20 protein-coding genes are annotated in these 21,579 nt (G+C 55.6%); all 20 read right to left on the bottom strand.

Annotated elements, in window-relative coordinates; all coding sequences use genetic code 11:
* Positions 1-5: 5 nt before the first annotated feature.
* The 20 genes from BUB22_RS05465 to BUB22_RS05370 all read right to left on the bottom strand — a co-directional run bounded on the left by BUB22_RS05465 (position 6) and on the right by BUB22_RS05370 (position 21,225).
* Positions 6-2,504, bottom strand: a complete 2,499-nt coding sequence (locus BUB22_RS05465; protein ID WP_073114264.1) for a hypothetical protein — start codon at positions 2,502-2,504, stop codon at positions 6-8.
* Complete coding sequence (locus BUB22_RS05460) at positions 2,504-4,312, bottom strand: hypothetical protein (RefSeq protein ID WP_139258744.1); 1,809 nt, start codon at positions 4,310-4,312, stop codon at positions 2,504-2,506. The genes BUB22_RS05465 and BUB22_RS05460 overlap by 1 nt, the downstream gene beginning before the upstream one ends.
* A 236-nt stretch (positions 4,313-4,548) precedes the next feature.
* Positions 4,549-6,420: a hypothetical protein gene (locus BUB22_RS05455; protein ID WP_073114262.1), complete on the bottom strand. Its 1,872-nt coding sequence runs from the start codon at positions 6,418-6,420 to the stop codon at positions 4,549-4,551.
* Between the two features lie 2 nt (positions 6,421-6,422).
* Positions 6,423-7,346: a hypothetical protein gene (locus BUB22_RS05450; protein ID WP_073114261.1), complete on the bottom strand. Its 924-nt coding sequence runs from the start codon at positions 7,344-7,346 to the stop codon at positions 6,423-6,425.
* Between the two features lies 1 nt (position 7,347).
* Positions 7,348-7,923, bottom strand: a complete 576-nt coding sequence (locus tag BUB22_RS05445) for a hypothetical protein (protein WP_073114260.1) — start codon at positions 7,921-7,923, stop codon at positions 7,348-7,350.
* A gap of 9 nt (positions 7,924-7,932) precedes the next feature.
* A complete protein-coding gene (locus tag BUB22_RS05440; protein WP_073114259.1) occupies positions 7,933-8,748 on the bottom strand; it encodes a glycine zipper domain-containing protein in 816 nt (271 codons plus the stop codon).
* A 37-nt stretch (positions 8,749-8,785) separates the two neighbouring features.
* A complete protein-coding gene (locus BUB22_RS05435) occupies positions 8,786-9,109 on the bottom strand; it encodes a hypothetical protein (RefSeq protein ID WP_073114258.1) in 324 nt (107 codons plus the stop codon).
* A complete protein-coding gene (locus tag BUB22_RS05430) occupies positions 9,109-10,836 on the bottom strand; it encodes a hypothetical protein (RefSeq protein ID WP_139258742.1) in 1,728 nt (575 codons plus the stop codon). The genes BUB22_RS05435 and BUB22_RS05430 overlap by 1 nt, the downstream gene beginning before the upstream one ends.
* A 3-nt stretch (positions 10,837-10,839) precedes the next feature.
* Positions 10,840-11,541 carry a hypothetical protein gene (locus BUB22_RS05425; protein WP_073114256.1) on the bottom strand — a complete coding sequence of 234 codons (702 nt, stop codon included), beginning with the start codon at positions 11,539-11,541 and terminating at the stop codon, positions 10,840-10,842.
* 76 nt (positions 11,542-11,617) lie between these two features.
* Positions 11,618-12,895 carry a major capsid protein gene (locus BUB22_RS05420; protein WP_073114255.1) on the bottom strand — a complete coding sequence of 426 codons (1,278 nt, stop codon included), beginning with the start codon at positions 12,893-12,895 and terminating at the stop codon, positions 11,618-11,620.
* 26 nt (positions 12,896-12,921) lie between these two features.
* Positions 12,922-13,908, bottom strand: coding sequence for a hypothetical protein (locus BUB22_RS05415; protein ID WP_073114254.1), 987 nt, complete (start codon positions 13,906-13,908; stop codon positions 12,922-12,924).
* A 125-nt stretch (positions 13,909-14,033) separates the two neighbouring features.
* Positions 14,034-16,079 carry a portal protein gene (locus BUB22_RS05410; RefSeq protein WP_073114253.1) on the bottom strand — a complete coding sequence of 682 codons (2,046 nt, stop codon included), beginning with the start codon at positions 16,077-16,079 and terminating at the stop codon, positions 14,034-14,036.
* A complete protein-coding gene (locus BUB22_RS05405) occupies positions 16,066-16,734 on the bottom strand; it encodes a hypothetical protein (protein WP_073114252.1) in 669 nt (222 codons plus the stop codon). Before BUB22_RS05405 ends, BUB22_RS05410 begins: the two co-directional genes overlap by 14 nt.
* 22 nt (positions 16,735-16,756) lie before the next feature.
* The gene (locus tag BUB22_RS05400) at positions 16,757-18,205 is read right to left on the bottom strand and encodes a hypothetical protein (protein ID WP_073114251.1); all 1,449 of its coding nucleotides are present in this window, start codon (positions 18,203-18,205) and stop codon (positions 16,757-16,759) included.
* Positions 18,195-18,566 (bottom strand): hypothetical protein, encoded by a 372-nt coding sequence (locus BUB22_RS05395; protein ID WP_073114250.1) that lies wholly within the window; start codon positions 18,564-18,566, stop codon positions 18,195-18,197. Before BUB22_RS05395 ends, BUB22_RS05400 begins: the two co-directional genes overlap by 11 nt.
* Before the next feature lie 35 nt (positions 18,567-18,601).
* A complete protein-coding gene (locus BUB22_RS05390) occupies positions 18,602-19,330 on the bottom strand; it encodes a hypothetical protein (RefSeq protein ID WP_073114249.1) in 729 nt (242 codons plus the stop codon).
* 2 nt (positions 19,331-19,332) lie between these two features.
* Positions 19,333-19,533, bottom strand: coding sequence for a hypothetical protein (locus tag BUB22_RS05385; RefSeq protein WP_073114248.1), 201 nt, complete (start codon positions 19,531-19,533; stop codon positions 19,333-19,335).
* Between the two features lie 258 nt (positions 19,534-19,791).
* Positions 19,792-20,277: a DUF2335 domain-containing protein gene (locus tag BUB22_RS05380; RefSeq protein ID WP_073114247.1), complete on the bottom strand. Its 486-nt coding sequence runs from the start codon at positions 20,275-20,277 to the stop codon at positions 19,792-19,794.
* A complete protein-coding gene (locus tag BUB22_RS16315) occupies positions 20,270-20,458 on the bottom strand; it encodes a hypothetical protein (RefSeq protein ID WP_139258738.1) in 189 nt (62 codons plus the stop codon). The genes BUB22_RS05380 and BUB22_RS16315 overlap by 8 nt, the downstream gene beginning before the upstream one ends.
* A 458-nt stretch (positions 20,459-20,916) precedes the next feature.
* Positions 20,917-21,225 (bottom strand): hypothetical protein, encoded by a 309-nt coding sequence (locus tag BUB22_RS05370; RefSeq protein ID WP_073114245.1) that lies wholly within the window; start codon positions 21,223-21,225, stop codon positions 20,917-20,919.
* Between the last annotated feature and the right edge of the window lie 354 nt (positions 21,226-21,579).

Genomic DNA, 21,579 nt, shown 5'->3' with positions numbered 1-21,579 from the left:
TCCTCCTAGATTACGTATTCGTTGTCATCTGTATCAACTACCTTCAGGTACGGTCCCTGGACATCGTTTGCACGGACATAGTTCTGCACCCATTGGTTGACGTTGTATGCGCTTTCGAAAAGGTGGAGCGTCTTTTCTACAGCCGGAGTATCGTATTGAACCACAACGGCAGACAGAGCCCCGGCCACGCTGCAAGACGGGAAACGGTATGTAGTGTTTGCCGTCAAGTTTACAGGCGTGCCCGGCGTGTATTCGTGAGCATAGAGCGTAACGCCGCCAATGGTCCCGTATTGCGTGACATTTACAGAGCAATTATCCATGCTTGAAAGCTGCGTTCCGAAATCGGAACTGTAAACGTCGCCGCCGAATCTGGAATAGTCGTTCGGGTTTGTGTCCAGCACCACCCATTTCTTAATCGAGACATTCTCTTTGGGCGTTACCGCCTGGAATACCATGCCCGAATTTGCCGGAGTAAGGGAATTGCCGAAAATCGTCTGAACGGTAGATGTAGCCTTCAGTGTGAAGTTATCCACCACGTCGAAAGGCCCTGTTTCTTCCGGTACGGCAACTTCTCCGTTACGTATTTGCAGGAAGAATCTGGGCACGGAGGGTCTTTCGTTGTAGCCGCCACTCCAGGGTCCGATGTAGTAGTTACCATTCCCGTCGTTGTAGTAAAGGCCACTTGTCGGGTCGTTCATGCTGATTTCGGAACCGTTGTTCTGGATATTCTCCACGCCGACCGTAAACCTCGGAATCGCGTTTACCGTATTGCCGCCATAGCCCGGGCAACCAGCAAGAAGCAACCCCTGGGAATGTTGGGACGGCAGATAAAGACAGGCGTAATACACCTTGTCGCTTTCGAGTTCGGCGACGTTCGGGTTTATATTCTTCAGCGGAAACTGGTTCAGGCCGCTGGCAACGCTCACGGGGCCAGTATCTCCAACATAGTCAGTTGTGCCGTAGGGATGTTCCTCGTCCGGGAACTCGAATGCGTAAAGGGCCAGCATTATCTTGGTGCCGTATCCCTGTTTGGCATAGATTCCGAGTAACGTCGCGTCTTCCTGACCAGCGGCGACAACCCTAATCTTGTTGTTGATTGGGACGGTAAACGCCTGGCAGAGCATCGTCGCACCATTGGATAGGGTCGTTACGTTTGAATCAGCAAAATCGAACATGGCGGAAATTCCGGGCATATCGAAGTTCACCGTCAGCTTCTTGTCGAGGTCTTCGGTGATTTTCTGGACTTCCTCGACGACCTCGCCGACATCGGATTCGGGGTCAATTTTAAGTTCGTTGGTGTCGTCGTCGATGGCAAGGCCTCCGCCTTCCTTGACCTTAACGGAAATCTTGTCTTCGTCGATGTCGATACCGGCACCAGCGGAATATTCTGTTCCGCCTCCGCCTCCGCCTCCGGAAATGCCACCGATTGCATGGACGAATAGGTGCGAGACCTTGGCCATCATGGAACCGTTTTGATCCATGCACCTGAGCGTAAACGTAACGTTGCCGGGTTCTTCCAGCTTTACGACGGAACCGCACCAGAACGTCTGGAAATCGGGAATCGAACTGTCGAAAAGGAAGGATTGCGCGCGCAGTTCACGGTTTCCGTACTTGATTTTCAGGTCGTACTTCTGGTACGTTGTCGATATCTGCTGTTGTTCGAAACAGCCTGCAAGCTCTATCTTGAAATCGTATATGCCGGCGGGGAGCGGCATCGATATGTTCCCTTCGCCCTGAACCTTCTGTGGCGTGTCAAGAACCGTCTCGGCAGTCGTCACCTCTTTCCATTGGCCTGCGTTCAGGAAGTGTCCCCAGAAGTCTTCCCCGGAAGCCTTCTTCACGTCGATTTCAAATGTCTTGGTGTTCGTCTGGGGATCCGTTTCCTCGCTGATATCCAGAGTCCCCTCCGGGCTTATGATTTCGACATTCGGGACGCTTTCTACGCCGTTCACGGTATAGACCGTGTGTCCGTCCTCTGCAGTATCTTCGTCGATATCGATGTTTCGGCCCGGCAAGACTTCCGTCTTTGCGGCAAGGAGCCCGGAAACCAGGTTTTCGATGGCTTGCTTGACAGAGCTTGCGAGGCCTACAAAGAAACTTCTTATCCCTGTTTCCGGATCGGTGCTGGGGGTGACCTCGATCTCGTCGTCAATCCCCTGCACATCGGCATAGTAGTTGAACACGTTGTTGTCGCCGTAGTGGACGGATGCTGTCTGAACCGGCTGGGCGCAGCCGACAGGGTTCATCTCGCTGTCGAACCAGCGGAACTTGTACCTGCGCCCTTCCTCCAGGAACACTTTCACGGGGACCCCGTTCTGAGAGGGCTCGCCATTCGCGTCGAGCTGTATCTGACACGGATTAAGAGCCGACATGTCAGCGTTTGCCCATGTGGCGATTTGATGCGATGTCACGTAATCGTACGTGATGAGGAAACCGCCAGCGAGCGGCTTGCCGTCGGTGCCGTAAAAGCGGAGTGTCGGGGAAGGGGAGAGTTGTGCAGCCATTATACGCTCCATGGGTCTAGTACCCATCCATTATTATATGCTTTCAGGGTTACACTTCCACCAGCCATTAGTGTGGTGTGATATAGGTTATTGGCGTTCATAACACCAACCATGTGACTTGTAGCGAATGCAGAATCATACGGGTCGTCTGCATTACAGTAGACTCTAATTATTCGACCAGGGATTGCTTCTGCAGTAATTTTAATATTATACCCATGTCTATAATCAGTTGCGTGTTGAGCATTTATGAAAAGCCTTTTGGAGGTATCGAAGTAGTCGTCGTTGATAGTGAATATGCCATTGATGATTTCAGAATTGTTGGGGTTTATTTTAGTCCATGGAGTTAAGGCACCCTCCCTGATTTCTATCGGATTAGTAGAGTCTATTCCATGATTATCGATGGAAACCATCTCTTCGTCATCGTCTTCTCCTTTAGATACGACAAGCCCGTTTCCGCTAAGAGTTGCTTTTTTGTTTCCGCTTGCTGCAAATTCTATCGACGAATGTTGCAACGTACATTGTCCCTGCGTTCCAGAAAACTGTAACTTCTCGAAATCGATAGCCATTGTAAAGGACTCGTCGGAATTCTTCGCGACCATTCCTGCGCGGTTGACTTCCACGTTCGAATTTGAGTCGCCCATCCGTAAACCAGCGAGGTCGAGTGTGACTCCGGCGGAGACGCTTGAAATGCTGAAACTGGTTGCCTTCAGGGAACCGAAGCCGTAGTACATCATGATGCAGTCGGAGAACCTAATTGTGTTACCGATGGTTACACCGTCGAAAATTTTCACAAGTTTATTTGAAATAGTAATTGATGTAGATCCGTTTCTGTAGTTTGAATCAAAAACAATTTCTTTTGCGGTCGCAATTGCCGGATCTGACAGGAACTCGTTCAGCGTCCCCATGAACCATGATGTATGAAGCGGGCTCTTTGTCACGATGCGTACGCGCTTGTCAGAACTGTTGTCCCCGAAGGCACAGAAATAGCCTCCGCGATTCTCCAGGATATCTGCGTAAATAACCCGGTCGTAATCATTCGCGGATGGGATAAACCTCACCCCTGACTCAATGACCAGCGCTTTGCAAGTGAAACCGCCAGCGAGAGCCCAGTTTCCAGTAGGGAAGTATATCGAGGGAACGAGGTTCAACAGGGCTGTAAGCCGCTGCGCGTTCAGTTCGGGTGTTTCGGAAACCAACACGCCCGCCATGCGCACGTCCCACGTGCCTGCCGGAGGGTCCGACATCTTCCAGTAACCGGTGTTGTCTTCCGGATTGCGCAGTATGTTGATGCCGTTGTCCTGTGGCGGCTCCTGCGATTCCACCCACGTGAACACGCGTGCGGGGCAGTCGCCTTCTTCGTAGTAGCCGGAGCAGACCACGGCGCCGAGCGTCTTGTCTGCCAGGCGCACGTCGGCGACGCTCCCGATTATTGCCGTGTCGGCACCACTTCCCGAACCGCCCATGGCGGTCACGACGAACGCGATGAACGGTTCCTCGTACAGTTCCTCCGGGTTCTGGAGGATTCCGCCCATAAAGATGGGCTCGACTCCCGTCTTCTTGGCCACCACGACCTTGTAGGAGAGTCCGTCGGCGATGCAGGGGACAGCAGGGGCCCCGTTCCCGTTTTCGAGCCTCAGGCGGCCGTCGCTGCCCGTGAATAGGGGGTTGGGGAGGGACGTCCCCTCGCTGTCGGTGAGTTCGATTAGGCTTGCGTTGGTCGAGAGGTCCAAAAAGGACACCCTGGCGCCTACCATGGGGTGCCCCTCGGCATCGAAAAACGGGGTTGTCGGGTTGAAAAACGTCTGCATACACAGAAAGGGTACAGAAAAGTGTTGCATTTTCGGCGGTTTTTGTGTATATTTATTTATGGAACAACGAAGCGGAGGATAAGATTATGCGCGACGATCTAAGTGTAGAAGAAAAGGCGTTCCTGCTCCTTTTGTCTGTATTCTTGAAATACGGGCTCCCTCTTTTTCTTGTCCTTGCAGCTACAGGATATTTTGACAGATAACAGCAAACCCCGCAAAAGCGGGGTTTTGTATTTTTACTTTTCGTCGTCTTTCTTGAAACCTGCTCCATTTTTCATGTAGTTCAGCCCTTGACCATAGATTCTCTTCACGCTGAACAGGTTCTCCAGGTAATTGCGAAGGAACGGACCGGCTTCATACTTCATGAATCCTTTTGCTTTATCCATTCCTTCCTTTTTTCTTGCGTAATCGTTGTATAACCGCATCAAGGTAGCTTGTTTTGCTGCATCGGCATTTTCAAGCCCTATATTGAACGAGTACGGATCGTCCCTGAATGCGTTCAGGAGGTTGCCTTCTTTGTACCCGGCCTTCTCCCATGCGGCAGCCTCGACAGCCTTTTTGAAGTCGTCTGTTTTTTTGTATGAATCAAGGGACTTTAAAGCTGTCTTAAGCGAAGGCGTTCCTGTAGGGACAACTGTTGCTCCAGCATGTTTTGCGCTATTCCAGGCATCGTTGAATACGCGGTTGAAAGATTCTCCACCAAGATTAAAGTTTTTATTGAAATTTTTGTATCCTGAAAGTTTTCCGTACATTATTGACGGTTTTGCCCTAAAATCAGGATTGACTCTGAGCATCAAATTATGAGCCGCCTGCGCAGCCTCGTTTTCGAGAGCCATTTCATAAGCTCTTTTTTCAAGATCCTTGGCGATGCTCTTGTTTGACAGCAGGAACGAACCAGTCCCTATTGACGGGATTCCCCTTAGAGAGTGATCTAATCTGCGGATAGTTCCATTGGCTGCTGCATCAAACATCATGTTTGCGAAAGTCTGCGACCCTATATCGCCAAGGTCTACGCCATCGTCTTTACCACTGAACGAAGCGTCAATAAAAGCTGCCTCGGTCGGTAGAGCGGCTTTTCGCGCAAGAAACCCTATAGTTGGATTTGTTGCTGTTTTTTCAAGAAAAGTCAACGTCTTCGTTTTAGGAAGCACTGCCTTTGCACCACGACCGATTAAACCAACCGCTTTCCCCTGTGGAGTGATTTCAAGACCGACAAGCGCGGCATCATGCAAAACGTCGCCAGTGCTTGCTGGTATTCCTTCGTCCCATTTTTTGCTTACGTTGTCAAGAAATAAACCTTTTGCTGCCCATGTGGCAAGTCCATCGTCTTCTTGCTCTTTAAGGCGTTTGCTACGGTCGTAACTTTTAGCAAGGTACTCTATAAGCGCATCGGAATCGACAAAGCCTAAATCCTTGGCATATCCTTCTAGGGTATTCAGGTTCGTGTTGTCTCCGACTACTTCGCTGGTATTTCCGCCGAACATCTTCGCAAGCATCAGCTTGTCGGCGTCCTGTTTTTCTACCAGGTCGCCGGTCACGATTTCGTCTTCCTTCGGGGTTGTACGACGGTCATGAAAATCTTCGATTACGGAATGTACCTTGTTGTCCTTGCCTGCCCACCTGTACTGCGCCTTAGAGTCAATGGCCTTACTCAATCCCTTGAACGTGTCTACAGGCATGGCGTACATCTTCGACTCGTCGTCGGTGTATCCCTGCTTCTTGAACGATTCGACCTTTGCGTAAAAATTCTCCGCATCGTTGGCTGATTCCGGATTTGCCACAAAAAATTCCTTTGCGGCTTTATCCATTGAGATATTTTTTCCAGAGGTTATGTCGTTTAAAACACCTTTCTCATCTACGGCATTCACGACATCCTTTTTTATAGGAATTGTTCCCGCCGCAGCCCATGCGAGCTCGTTCTTGAATGGGTTTGTCCCGTATGTGGACGAAAACAGAGCGGCGTTGAACTCCTGCTCTGCCTGCGCCCTGTTGCCACTGGAAAAGAGTTTCGCCACATAGGGAAGCTTTTCCTGCATGGCTTTCCTAAGTACAGGCCTAGAATAAAGGTTCCACGCATTCTCGAAGAGTTCGTTCTTTTTTTCTGCCATGATCACCTCAGTGCGTTGACATATATCATCACTTCCGAGCGGATGTCTGCGGGCAAGTCATCGATATGTTTCACCAGGTTATCCCGTTCGGCCTGGGTCAGCGAGTACCACTCGTTCCCGGTAGCATCCTTTGCTATCAGAGCCTTGCCCACTGCAGTAGCGTCGCTTATTTCCTTGTTCTTCTTTGCCTTGTCCGCCGCGGCCTTTTCGTCGCGGTCCTTTTTCTTCAGGTCGCCCTGCGTCTCGCCGAGGATGCCGCGAAGGCGGGCGTACTTGTCGTTCAGTTTCAGAGCCTTCGATGTCTCGGGCATGCCTGCGACGGTGTAGCGCATCTTTTCGGCCATGCCTTCCGGGAGCGCCCCGAGCTTGCTGTCGAGCATCGCCTGGTAAAGGTCGAGGTCGCCAGTTCGGAGGGCCTGGTCCCAAATATCGCGGTCGTTCGTCTCGAAGAGCTTCGCGATGGTTTCCGGGGAGTAGTCCTTGCTTTCGAGCATCTTCGCGATGTCGAAGGTGTTGTCGTCCACCATAGAGACTGAGCCTTCCTGAGCCTTGCCGAGTTGCGGGAATGCCTCCAGGATGGCCTGGCGCTCCGCCTCGAGGCTCTTGAGTTTCTGCTTGCCTTCCTTGCCTACGCCGATGGTGGTGCTGATGAGCGCCATGTTGTTGTCGATGGCGTTCAGGCGCTGCTGGGCCATCTCGAGCGCCCTCTGGGATTCGGCAGCGGCCTGTTCGTCGGCCATGCGGAGGTATTCCTCGAGCGCGGAGCGGTTGCGTGTTTCCACGCCCTGGGCATTTGCCACGGCCTTCTGCACCGCGTCGTCCTGAACGGAGGCGTCCTTGACCTGCATGAGTGCGAGGTCGCGCATTTCCTCGGGGGAAATTGCCACGCCGAGGTATTCGTCGATAAGATCGTTGATTCCGGCCATGTTATACCCCCATGTACTTGTTGTAGGCGGCGCGGGATTTCTTGCCCCATTTGCCATCCACATCTGTGCCGACGATGGCCTGTGCGCGTCGTATATCCTCAGGCGTTGCAGTATTCGGGTCGAACGCCTGCATGAATTCAGCGTCCGCGGCTGCGGTCACGGGGTCGAAACCGAAGCGGACCACGTTGTTCACGGGGTTGTCCGTCGATAACGGCCCGTCCCAGATGGAGCCGTCGATGTCATCCTCGGGCTGCTCGAGGCCGAAGACATTGCTGTCTTCTTTATACAAGTCCTCGAGCAGTTGGAGGTTTTCTTCCGCGTCGAGATCCTCCTGGGCATCGCTGCGGGCTGCCGCGGCTTCTTCCGCGAGCGCAGCATCCGCTGCCGCCTTCCTGTCGTCGAAATACTTCTGCCAGTCCTCGCGCAGCTTGCGGTTCGCGTTCGCCTTCTCGATGAACTTGGCCATGTCGAGGAGACCTCCCATGGCTTCCCTGTTGCTTTCCCTGCGGAGCATGTTGTCGCGCGCCACCGCGTCGCCGATATTGCCCCAGATGCCTGCATTGAATGTCCTTGCCATACTTACTCCTTAGAAAAGGTCGAAGATGTCCCACCACTCGTTCTCGCCGGGGTCCTGTGCCTGCATTCCGGCCTTTGCGCCGAGGTAGTCCGTCATGTCGCCCGCGTAGTCGCTGTTGATGCCCATCAGCTGGCCGAGGTAGCCCTGCTGTGCTTCCGAGAGGTTGCTCATTCCGGTGCCGTAGGCGTTGAGTCGCATGCCTGCAATGTCGGCCGCGGAATTCGCTGCCGCCTGCTTCGCCGACTCGTTGCCCGCCCAGATGGACTGTTCCAGGCCCTTGTCCGCAGTCATGGCGTCGCGTGCGTCGTCGTACATCTGCGTCGCGAGCACGTTGTTCTTGGCGGCCAGCTTGTTCGCAGTGTCGCTCGAGAACATGTTGCCGCCGAACGCCTGGGAGTTGTTGATGGCGTCGTTGGCCATGTCGACAGAAAGCTGGAATGCAGGGTCGTAGAAATCCTGGATCGTCTTGTCGTAGCTGAACAGGTTGTCGGCGTTGTAACCCTGGAGGTCCTCCATTCCGGAAAGAGCCTTGTTGTAGTTGTCGACGAGCGTGCCGTTCGGGTCCCACAGGGAACCGGCAAGGTCGAGCCCCTGCTCCGCAAGGGCCGCGTTCTGCGCCTTCGCTCCCTCGATGTAGCCTTTTGCATCGTCAAGCGTGCCGAGCGCCTTGTTGATGGCCTCGGACTGCTTGTTCTGGGCGCTGTTTCCGAAAAGTCCACCGAGCAGCAGCCCGGCACCGCCTCCGATAGCGGCACCGATAGGCCCGCCGAAAAGGAATCCCGTCCCGGCCCCGGTCGCGGCCCCGCTCATTGCTTCACCAGCCATTTCTTACCTCTTTTTTTAGTTTCTCTTGTAGTTTACCCTAGACCATTGCAAAAAACGCGAATCCGCCAGAAATTCCTTCCGGCTTCTTCACGAACCTGCTTCCCGGTTCCACGACGGCCATTCGGGAGTTTCCGTTAGTGTCGAGGAAATACGCCGGGTAGCGTTCCTGCATGGTGGGGACTTCCACGGCCGTGGCGTCGGCTCCGAAAAGGCCAGACATGAGCGTGCACTTGCCCAGGTACGCCACGCGGAGCCCCTTCTGCGATTCCCTGCCCCAGTCGCCCTCGATGGCGGACTGGATTTCTGTCACGGCCTTCCCGGTATCGTCGAAAACCTTCTTCGGGTTTATCCTGGTGAGCATCAGGGTCTCCTCGTCTGCGTAATCTGCATCTTCGCGGCCGTGATGACCACTTTCACGGGGTCGCTGATGGTGAGCCTCAGCACGTACATCCTGGGCAGCTGGTAGCCTCCGCAGGGGAACCCGCCTCGCCATTCCGTCCGCCAGAAATACTGGCCTATCTTGCCTCCGTGCGCCCAGCGTTCCATACCCCAGGTATTGCCGCCGTCGTTGGAGCATTCGAGCATGGCCACAGGATTGAATGCCGACACGTAGTTGCCGTTCTCGACAGGGTTGCTCTGCGTGGTCGTGCCGGTGTTCCATTCCATCCAGAAGGCGTCCAGCCTGAACGGTGCGAAGTCCTTCACGAACACGGGGGAAGTGCGCCGCTTGATTATCGGGTTGTCACGGAAGTCGGTGAACTTGTCGGGGTCTACCTGCATGAGGAATTCCGCAGAATAGCTACCGAGAAAAATCTCGCCGTAAGCCGCCGTGGCGAAGCTCGGGGCCCAGTAGCGGTCCCTGCCCGTAACGGGGTCGCGGGTCGAGCGGTCGAACCATTCCTGCGTCGTCACGTCGTAACAGAAGGTCCTGTCTGCGCCCGGCACGGTCAGCACGTAGAACTGGTGTCCGTTGTAGGCATAGGCGAAACCGTAAGCATCCGAGATGTTGCCGAAACTGCGTAATTCGCGCTCGATGTTGTTTGACGACACCCTGATCGGGGCGCCGCCGTCGGAGACCCATACGGAGTGGTCGCCGATGGTGTTGGAACCGAGCCAGAACACTTTCCCGCCTAGTGTGGCCACCGTTGCGCCGATTTCCGCGCCGTTGTCGCGGGTATTGTTACCCGTGGAACTGAACACGGAGTAGGAGTTCCCGTAGGCGTCCTCGGTCATTGTCGGGGTGTAGACCTGCAGCGACTTCGTGCCGAAGCAGTAGATTCGGTCGTTGCAGAGCACCATGGCCGTGATGCGGTCGGCCACGTATTCCGCCGTCTGGAATTTCGGGAGGCTGTATCGGTCGAGCCACAGGTAGCTGACGCCGTTGTCGGCTTCGGCTGCGATGTTGACCGTTTCGGTCTGAACGGTCACGCCGTCGTTCTCGTACTGTACCTGGCCGTTTACGAGCTTGTAAATCTCGCGTTCGTCGCCTGTTCCGCCGAGCACGTACGGGTCGGTGTAGTACCAGGTGTCGTTCTCGCTGTCGTTGATGCAGATGACGCCCGCGATGCACACGACATGAGTCGGCGTCGAGTATTCCTCGCCGATGTCGGTGCTGTCCGCCGACTTGTACACGCGAAGCGGCGTCTTGAACTGCCTGTACTCTCTGTTCTTGAGCGAGTAGGCGTACAGAAACGAGTTGCCGTCGACCCATACGACATGCGAGTCGATTCCGCCGGTTTCAGCGAAGACGACCTGGGACGGCCTGCTGGTTACCGCGGAAATCAGGGTCTTCTCGAGAATGCCGTTGTCATTTCGAGTGATTCTGTAGATCGATGCGTCGAATGCCGCGAACATTGTGCCGTCGGAGGCCGTGAATAGCCCTCTGCAGCCGATACGCGTTTCAAAGGGAAATGTGAGTACGGCCCTTTCTCCTTCGACAGAACGCAATACTTTCTGCGTATATCCACGTGGTTCCGCGACTTCCTTCTTCTCTACGAACATGTTGAGCAGTTCCTCGGGCGAATCCATCATGACGTCGGATTTCGAGGACCCGCCGAGAAATCCGGGTACTGGTATTACAGAAGGCATCGTTTACCTCCAGACTCTCGGGTTCTTGAATTCGGCGTGGCGGTCGTAAGGCCTGCGGAGTTTCCGCTTTACGGGGCGTTTGCTCGCGTTGCTGTCCGTGATTGCGCGAACGGCGTCGTCGAGGAGGTTCTTGTAATCGGCGATTACCGTCTCCTCGAATGTCGCCTTGGTGGCCGCTCGGACTACCACACCGTACTTTACGACCTGCTCGTATATTTCCGGAGCGACGAACATGTCGTCGATTTCGAGACGCGACAGCTTCTTCGGGTACACCAGGAACGCGCGGAACGTGCCAAGCGCGTCAAAGTGCAGCGTGGCCCGGTTGTCGTCCTCGACGACGAGCGAAAACCATTCCGGAGACGTGGACGGATTCCGCATTCGGAAGATGTCGGGGTAGGACAGTTCGCGGAGCTCGACCATATCCGTGTCGGAATGCTTCCAGTAGGCTGCGGCCATACCGACAGGTACGTCGCCCTGGACGCACCCTTCCTCGGCATCCTTCGTTATCGTCAGTTTCCCGCCCTTGACGACTGCGTCCATTGTAGCGAATGTGAACGGGAAGAGGCTGGACTCGTTGTACTTGCGGATGACCTCGTTTGCGAAGTTCACGCCCTCGCTCACCTGGCCGTCATGTAGGATTCCGTTCGGTGCGAGCCCGATGAACTGGTAGGCCTCGCCGACAATCTTGCGGATTGATTTTGACATTTCGTCTCCTTAAATAAAAGGGCCGGCTGGCCAAAGCCAACCAGCCCGGAACGTCTGCGAAGAGACAAATCCGTTACTAGAGTTCCCAGTACACGGTGCGCACGAGACGCGGGTCGACAATCTTGCCGCAGAAGAGGGTGTCGAGACGTCCGTCGTTGGAGGCTTCGTTGAAGTCGCCGTCGAATGCGGTGTGGAACGACATCGTAGGCACGGTGGTCGAGCCGTTTTCGCAACCCTTGATGTCCAGCATTTCGATCGGGGTCCAGTTGAGGGCCTCGCGTGCGCGGACGATGCCGACTGCGTACTTCTTTTCGGCTCCGGTGAGCCACGTGATGGCCGCATCCTCGGCAATCTTGGCCACGGACACGGTCGGAATGTAGCCAGCGCCAGTAAAGTACACCGGCAGAATCTTGAGTTCGGCTTCGCCATCGGCGACTTCGGCATCTTCCTGCACGACGAACGCGTACGGGGAGTTGACGAGCGGGGTGCCTGCACCGGTGCAGCGGTTGACGCCTTCGATGGTGAATGCGGAACCCTTCTTGATGACATCGACGCCTTCGGCGATTCCGTCGATGACAAGGGTGCAGGTGTCGGACGCATCGGGGATGGCATCCTGTTCCAGGTCTTCGGCGACCGCGCAGTTTGCACCGGGATCGTCACCGGTCTCGACGACCGACATGAACGGTTCGTCGATAAAGGGGCAACGGTGGAACGTGCCGATGGCGGCATCGCCATAGAGTTCCTTGAGCTTTTCGGAGGTGGCGTCGAAGTGACCCACGCCCGCGGTGACGGGCAGGGAGGAAAGGTAGCCCATCGTGTCGGAATCGAGATGGCCCACGAGGGTCATGCCGGTGCGCATCTTGCGCAGGGATGCGAGTGCGGATGCGAGCGCGAGGAAATTGCCGGAGTTACCGGTGGCTTCGTCCTTTGCTGCAACGACCACGCCGGTGGAGCGCAGGTACGAGTTGTCGATGACCTGGCGCACGAGTTTTTCGGCCATGGAGTTGGCGGTCGGCTTCACGAGGTCTTCATCGACGGTACCCATCTTGAAGCGTTCCTCGACAACGGTCCAGCTGACCTTGCCCTTGGCGTTGCCGACCACGAGCGGCACGCCGTATTGCTTGACGTCGCCGTTCATGTTGGCGACGCTCATGGCGTTTTCGCTCTCGACGTCATCGTTGACGGCGGTTTCGCCCATGCCGTCGAAATAGAGCGTGGCGCGGGTGCCGGAGCGGGAACCCTTCTTGAAGAGGTCCTTCGCGTAGTTCTTAGATTCCTTGATGAAGTTGGAGCTGTCGAGCACGGCAGCGGTGAACTTGTCGTTCAGGGACTGTACGGTAAGTTTGTTAGCCATTGTCTTGGTCCTTTGTTAAAGTCTTCTTATCGGCTGCGCATCGCCTTGATGAGTCTCGATACCCTTTCCTGGTCGGAGAGTTTCGAGAATTCGGTAATCGCGCGGCTGGAGCCTCCGAACTGTCCGATGACAGGAGGCTTTCTGCCGTCCGTGTCGTCGGGGTTGCCGTCGGGGTTCCCGGGATTTCCGTCCTGGCCCTTCTTGCGGGCAGCCGCTCCTGCCTTGGCGAGGTAGCGCTCGAGTATGTCGAGCTGTTCCATCTGCTTTCTTGGCGAGAGCGACCCGAGCCGTTCCATCTTTTCCGCGTTGCTTTCCAGGTAGAGGATTACGTCCGCGGGGATGTCGCAGTCTTCGAAGAGCCATTTCTGCAACGTGGAGCCTTCATTGGTCTGGAGGAACGTGTTGATGGCGCTGTCCTCGTCGTTCACGACCGAGATTACCGCCCGCTGCTGTTCCTGGGAGAGCGTGCGCTGCATGCTTTCCTGGAACTTCTTCGCGAACTTGCGCTGGACTTCTTCCGCTTCGGCCTGGCCGGCTTTTGCTTCGTCGTCCTGTTTTGCCTTCGCGTTGGCGCGTTCTTCCATGCGCTTCATGATTTCGTCGATGGCGGCATCGCGCTTCGCAGCCGCGAATTCCTCGTCCGTCTTGAAATCTTCGCGCTTCAGGGACTTGGGCTTGTCTCCGCCGAAGCGGGCCTCGAATTCCTTGAACCGTTTCTCCCAGGCCTCGTCACGTTTCCTCAGTTCTGCCTCGAATCTCGCCTTCTCGTTACGGCGGATTCTGTCCACGCGTTCCTTGAAGGACCTGGTGTATTCGGGGTCCCTGTCTTCGTGACCTGTCTGTCTCGGCTTGTCGTTGCCTGAGCCGTCCACGTTGGCGGCCTTGTCCTCCGGCCCGTTCGGACCATCGGTTGTTACCGTGAAATCCGGGGTTTTGCCTGCGCCGGACTTTTCCGCAGTGTTTCCAAAGATGTTTTCTTCGCTCATGTGTTCCTTCGCGTTCACCGTCGCCACGTCATACGGGCAAAATCGCCCTCAATGGGTAGTGTATTGGAAGGTGTTGCAAAAACCGGATTTTTTACGAAAAAAATCCGCCCCCTCCTTACGGGGACGGATCGGCAGTTTTCCTTGTCGGGGAATTACATCACGGGAGTGTCCGGTGGCGCAACCACGGCGGGTGCCGTCAACGCTTCCGCGGCCTTCTCGGCCTGTTTCTTCTCGATATCGAGCTTCGCGTTCACCGTGGCCTTCGCCACTTCGGCGTTCAGGTCCTGCTCGGCCTTCGCAGCGTCGGCCTGCGCCTTCGCCACGATTTCCTTGTCCTGCGCGGCAGCATCCGCCTGGGCGTTGAACTGCTCCTTCTGGGCATTCGCCTGGAGTTCCATCTGCTTGAGGAGAATGGCATTGTCGTTCGCCATCTTCTGCTTCTGCAGCTGTGTCTGGGCGTCGATCTGCTTGATGGCGAGGTCGCTCTTTGAACGCAACTGGAGCTGCTGGGACTCGATGGTGAGCTGCTGCACCTGCTGCAACAGCTGCTGGTTCTGTTGCTGAACCTGTACAAGCTGCTGCTGTGCCGCCGCGAGGGCCGCCTTTGGGTCGCCGCCGAGGAACGCTTCCTGCACTGCGGGGGGCAGGAGCTTCACCATCATCTGCGCGAGTATGGGAGCCTGCTTGAATTCGAGGGTATTCATCAGGCCTATGGCGAGTACGCCCTTCATTTCCTCCGGTACGAACTGCATCACGGCGAGGAGGAACTTGCGCTCCCTTTCCATCTCGGTGAGCTCGATGCAGCCGCCGTCCACCTTGATCTCGTAGGCCCCTTCGGGAATGTCGAGACCGTACACCATGATGATCATCTGTGCGAGCACCTTTCCGGAAGCCTTGACGGATTCCCGCGTGTGCTTCAGGTAGTGCGATACGTTGGACTGGCTCGATTCGGTACGGATCATGAACTCGGTGGCCGTCACCTGGTCGTGGATGGTCTGGTCAACGATTCCGGTAGGGGAAATGCCCGAAGCGAACTGCATCAGCTGGATGGAGGAATTGATGACATTCTGCACGTCCTCGACCTGGGCTGTCATCTGTATCGGCTTCGGCTCCTTGAGTTCACGGCCTTCCTTGTCGTGCGTGCGGTAGTGCAGGTAGGCGTCCGTGGAATAGTTCGCCTCGGCCCATTCGTCCTCGTAGTCGTCGATGGCCTCGGCAGGGCCCATGAAGCCGACTTTCGGCACGAGGTCCAGTCGTTCCATCATCTGGCTGTTGGCGTAGTTTGCACGGCGCTGCATAGGGCGGAGCCTGTGCACGAGCCCGGCAAATCCGTGCTCGTCTCCGAACCACTTCTTCTCGCCGATAAAGGCGATAATCGGGACGCGGGAGACGCCTTCCAGGAGGTCGGATTCGACTACCTGCTCTCCTATCAGGCGGTGGAACTCGCAGTTGTGTCCTTCGACGCGGAAGTAGGTGAGGAGCGGCACGAGTCCTTCCGGAATGGCGAAATCGTCTCCAAGGTCCACGAGCGTGGTCTTCTGCGGCTGCTTCCCGCCCCAGATGTCGGTGCCGAAGCGTTCCTCGGCCTCGGATTCCTTGATGAGCTCGATGACGACCGCAGCCTTCGCGTCCGCCATGGTCGTGGACTTGGCGTCGGCATCCCACACGACCTTCGTCACGTCGTCGATGGCGTGGTATCCAACCACCACCTCGCCGTCCTCGTTTTCCTCGGTCGTCGCGTAGCAGAAACCGAGCCCGGCGCACACCTCGTCGTACGTGGCCGAGTCGTGGGCCTCCTGCATCTCGAAAGTGTCCTGGATGTCCGACAGCTTCTCGTTAAGGGTCGCGATGGCCTCGCCGTACAGGCCCTTGTATTCCGGCTTCGGCTCGGCAGAAGAGCGGAACGGCTTCGCGGAGATGGGGTTCACCACCGCCGAGATGGGATTCTCGATAACGGGGATTTCCTCCTCGATGCGGTTCTCGCCGCGGTTCGTGCGGTCCGTCTTGTCCCACTGCTGGCCGGCTGCGAACTCGCGGTCGGCCTTGATGCGCTTCACCTGGTCGGAATTGCGCTCGGAATTACGCTCGATGAATTCCTTCACCTCGGCGACGAGGTCGTCGTTGTATTCCTGGAGCTCGTCATCGCTCATCTCGGCGACTGCAGCTTCCACTGCCTCAAGTTCTTCAGTTTCGTCCATTTCTACGCTCCTGTATCATTTTTGAAATTTCGTCCCTTTCCGACTCCGAGAAATGCACCTGTTCGGCGACCTTTAGCGCTTGTAGCCTGTTGTGGCGGCGCGCCCTCTGGAGGACAGTCCTTCCGTCGCGACGGAACCAGCTTTCTCGCCACGCCTGCGTGAATAGGTTTTCCTTCACATTCCGGTTCAGCCGGAAATCCTGCAGGGCGTCAATTTTTTCCGAAAGTACCCTGTTCGCCGGTGCGTTCCTGTCGATGCCGTCCATCCTCGTGAGCGTGTCGCGCCCTACAACGATGGCGACGGCCTCCGACACCTGGTCGCTTTTTAATACCTCGTTCACCGCCTGTATCATCTTGTTCTTGACGAGCGTGTAGATCCAGTTGCTCGGTTTCGTGCACTGCGACGGCATGTACCTGGAAGCCTGGTTACAGACATGCAGGTACACGATGCTGCATACTTCGGCCTTCGTAATCTTGTCGAAGTTCTTGAAGCCGAAGTTCTCGTCGCACATTACCGCGTCGGTAAAACGGATGCATACCGCGCCGAACTCAGGCGTAAGTTCCGCGTGGTTTGCGGACCGTATGGCGTTCTCCCTGAGAACACCGTCCAGCCAGGTCTCGTCGACCCTTCCGTTGATTGTCGGCATCTGTTCCATAGTCTTTCCTCTCTAGTTTACTCTACCGTGTTGCAAATTTCTTCCCAACGTGCTTGCGGGGAGCGTTTCCCCGGTTTCCTGTCCGTTCTGACACGATTTCGTCGACGGACACGTTCACCAGGTCGGCCTTCGGGCCACCGCCGTAGAACGTGAGCGCGAACGCGTCCGAACGGTCCGGGGAGCGTCCCAGGAAATCCTTGATGATTTCCTTGTCCACGAGCTTGAACTTGTCCTCCTTCACGATCTGGTAGCGCTGGGCCCGCAGTTCCTCGGCGAGCTTCTCGTCACGGATGATTCCCCCGCCGTTGAACCATGCCTTCCCACGGAAATAGAGCTCGGCACGCACGTTCAGGTAGTGCTCCTTGTCGGCTGGACCGTCGCCGAACCCGACCTCGTTCACGTTCTTGTGGCCCTTTCTGCGGCGCACGTCCACCACGCCCGAACCATAGGCCATGTCGATGTTTTCGCGTCTCACAGTTACCCGCCTCTCCCTCGCCAGTACGTAGAAATCGTCGATAGCGTCGGAAATCTCGTAGGAGTCGCGGCCGTGCAGCACCTTCAGCGCGTCGCCGCACCAGTAGCCGAACCTTATGCAGATGACGGTGTTGTCGTCGCCGAATCGTGCGCAGTCTACCCCTATCGCGCAGTACATCGTGGCCGCGAAACGGTCGCTGAACGGGATACACATGGAATTCTGGAGCACGGCTCGGAGGAAGACGGCGTCGGTGCCGTCACCCTCGACGATGAGCCCGAGTACCTGCTGGTTGTACAGGTCGGAGCCCTCCACGTAGCGTTCCTTCAGTCGCGCCTTGTATTCCTCGGTCGTGAACTCGTTGTCCAGGCTTGTCGCGTGTATGACGCAGTCCGGGTGCTTCTGGCACTCGTCGGCGAACCACATCTCGGGCTGTTCCATGTTGGGGGAGGAAAGGTAGCGAGTCCAGGGGACGATGCCCTTGCCGCGGTTACGGTCTTCCGCATTGTTGCGCATCTCGAGGCAGATTCGGCTGGCCTCGTCGAAGACCACGCCGTCGTATTCCGTGTACCCGAGGATGCCGGACGGGTTCTCGTCGGTACCGCCGTCGCAGCACGCGTCGCCGAATTCCGGCGGCATGCCTATGTGTCCGTCGGTCTTGTTGTAGTACCTGTCCGGCCTGTAGTCCGGCAAGACCGTCATCAGTATCTTGATTATGTCACGGTAAAGGACATTCTTGAGCGCCTTCGAGTTCTGCGCGATGGCGAGGACTCGCCACCCGTCGAGCATCTTGAGCACGATGGACCATGCCGCGACACGGGTCTTTCCCGCGCCGACTCCCGTCTGCAGGATGAGCAGCGGGTCGTTGTTGCGTTCAAGGAATTCGAGCTGGAATCCGGACATCGGGGCGTCGACACCGAAATACTCCGGGCTGTCGTTCTCCTCCGGTTCCCATTCGGGGTCGTACCATCGCCACTGAACCTGTCCGCTACTTGGCATCTTCCGGCGTAGCCCTCCGGAAGTTGATGATGATGTCCCTCTTCACGTTTGCGTCGGCCTTGATGTTGATCTGCTTGCCGTTTACCATCTCGAGTATGCCGGCGCCATGCTTCAGGAAGCTGTCGTACTTGCCCTGCTCGAACAGGCCGTTGGCCGCTTCCACCATCTTGCTGAATAGGTTCGCGAGCGTCCCGTTCCTGTCGGCCTCGAGTATGGCGTCGGAAGAACGGAGCTCCGCCTGTGCCTTGCGTACGGCGACACCCTTTCTGGATATGGCCTTAGACCGCGGGTCGTTCTTCTTGAGCCGCGTCTTCTTGCCTATGCGGGCCATGGTGGCCCTATCTGCACCCTTGCCAGCCATACGCCTGTGATTCGCCTGTCAATGTGTTGAAATCTTTACCTTATCGTGGCACCGAAAAGACGTGCCAGCGACTTCGTATCCCTGGAAGCGTTGCGCCTGGCCTTCACGTTCGCGGCCTTCCTCTTCAGGGCCTTCACGTCCACCTTCGAGGACTTCGAGACCCTTCCGGTAGGCGTGAACACTGGAGACTCGGCGCGGGCCTTCCTGACGCGTACGGCACCCGCAGGCTGCCTCGCCTTCTTCGGTTTGGGCTGCGGTGCCAATACGTCGTTCCAGGAGTCCCCGGCCTTGTTGAACGCCTTCCTGTACGCGCCCTTCCTCTGCGCCGTGATCTTGGCGCGGGCGAGAACCTTGCGGCGGCCTGCCGTCGTGGGCTCCGCCATGCGTGCGGCCTTTCCCAGCGTCTTCTCCCAGTTGTTCGCCGTGAGCTTCACGGGGGCGAGGCTCTGGCCGAAGTTGAATCCGCGACGGAGGATGCCGCCGACCGGGTTCATGGCGAAGCCGATGACGCTCTTCGGGTCGAGCCCGACACCGGCAGGTACCTCCACCGTGGAGCAGAGGCAGTTGATGTGGGAAATCCTCCAGGTGTCGCCGATGGTGTAGAGGCGCCCCGTGCGTCTAGAATCCATCTCGGAGCACCGAGCGCAGCACGCGGGGTGCGCGATGAACGCGTACCTAGGCCCTGTAGCAGCCGCCACGGGACCCGTACCTGCCGCGGCGCCTGCGGCCCTGTTGAGGGCGCCGTTGAGTACCAGGCGGGCCATGGCTATATCCTCGTGAAACGCCCCGGATTCGGCGGGAGAGCCCTGTTGAGTTTCTCCTCGAACGCATCGAGCCGTTCGTTTAAAGCCGAGACCGACTCGAGGATTTTCGCCCCGTCGGCCAGCAGTTCCTTGAGTACGGCGAGCAGTTCCTCGCCCTTCTTCACCTTAGCGGTGGCGTTGTTGTCTTTTTTCGCAGTGGTCATGGTACAAGTTTACCATCAAAAACGGCCCGTGCACATGCCCTGCGGCAAACTACGTCATTTTGTTGTCGTGCGTTGTCGTGTAATGGCGCGCGTTGTCACGACATCCGTGCAAGCGCGCAAAAAAAAGCCCTCCTGCAATGAGAAGGGTCTCTCCCGTAGATACGGGTCCGCTCCCGTATCGCGGAAATGTGCAAAAAAAGCCGCCCCTGGAACAGAGCGGCATAGAGTGGCATAAAACGGAACGGAGAATGCCGGGAACTATTTTTCCTGTTCGTCCGGATCCTTTGCCTTTGAAGGGGGCTTTCCGATAAACAAGCCCTTCAGCGCATAAATGACACTGACAATGCCAGCAATCAACGCCGCGGAATTCTTGTCGATAACGACAAAAAACACAGCGACAGCGATTAACAAAACAATGATTACGAGAGTGAACAGCTGGCCTCTTTTCTGGATGGCCAGGATTCCGTCAACTTTCCTTCCTTCTATTTTGACGATTTCCGTCTGACGCTCGTCCTCGTGCTCTGCCATTTTCATAATCCTGTCCGGCATATCAGGCGCTACGTCTTTGTAGCCGATGAACATTTCAGGAGTAGGAATGGGGCCTTGATAAGCAGACACGGCCGCTATTTTGTGTTTCCCTTTTTCTTTACTTTCTGGGGATTCTCTATTGAATACTTCCGGATTTGGGGTGTCTTTCTTTTGTAAATCCGTCGATGTATTTACGATATTTTCACTTTTATCCATTTACCAGTTCCCTAGCCTTATCGGCGATAATTCTCCCGGAATGCAAAAAACAGTCTTCAACACCTTGAAAAGGCTCCTTTCTCAAAGAGCTCACAAAATCATCATCCAACAGCGATTCGACGTCGGGCTCGAGATTTCCAAAACCAGATGCCAAAACAATTCTTTTTTCAAAATCAGCCATTTTTTCATATCCTTTTCTAAAAGTTTCTAAAAAATACTTTAGGAATTGAGTCAACAGCAGTTTGTCTCCGTTCGTGGTTGAGTGCTTGTCCGTGTATAAATCTAACAATATTTCGTGCGTGCAGACCAGTCCGTACGTAAAATATATCGTCCATAATGGGTGAAATGTCAAGTTCCTGGTCCAAAATTCCGTCCATAAGCCCCTCGGCTCTCGCGCGGGCTCGCGTAGAGTTGAGTAGAGGGATATTTACATAAATACGATGATGGTTAAAGGGAGATAAATGGTTATTGACTCAATGATATGGTATGGAATGAAATGAAATGATATGAAGTGGAATGAAATGAGGTGATATGATATGAGCATCGTTTTGCATTACCACCGCAGAGCAACCGAAATGCGGTTGTAATGCGGTTGCATAAACTTGCATAAACGACCCGGCAGTCCGGCGGATTCCAGGGCTAGAGCTTGCCCTTCGCCTTCATGTCGGCTATGGCCTGCTCGACCTCTTCCCGGATAATCCCGCGGAAATTCATGTCCGAAAGGACCTTCACCACGCCCGCCTGGAGATCCGGGTTCTCGGACCCCTCGGCAGGGACGGAGCGACCCTTGTATTCCACGCCGAACAGCGTCTCCACGGTGGCGCCCTTTTCAAGCAGTCTGACAACGGCATTGTAATCAGGCCTGCTGCTGTCCTTGTGCATGTATTGCCACTTGTAGATAACTTTCGGACCGATTCCGGCTAGGCTTGCAAGTTCTTTCAAGTCCATTCCGGTCTCTTTTTGGAGTAAATCCAGGTTTACTTTCTGTAAAAATTTGTTTTCTAAATCGTCCATATCGTTAAAAATAACCAATTCTCCAATTTAGCGATGATTTTTCTTTAAAAAAGAGAAAAAAGTTCTTGACTTTCTTCATTTCAAATACTATATTCTTTGTATCAAAAACCAATTCTTTGAAATAGAGAAACCAAGGAAAGAACAATGGCTGAAACTATCGGAGTTAAACTTCCGCCCGAAATGACGCCGCTCTTCGACGAAATCAGGGAAGTGCGGGCGGCAAACATCGAGCCTACAAGCAACACGGCAATCGTCATCGACGCGGTCAAGGAATACCACAGGAAGAGA

Origin of the sequence: Fibrobacter sp. UWCM (assembly GCF_900129735.1) — a bacterium.
In the GTDB taxonomy this organism is placed as follows: domain Bacteria; phylum Fibrobacterota; class Fibrobacteria; order Fibrobacterales; family Fibrobacteraceae; genus Fibrobacter.
This window is presented reverse-complemented; position numbering and strand designations above follow the sequence as displayed.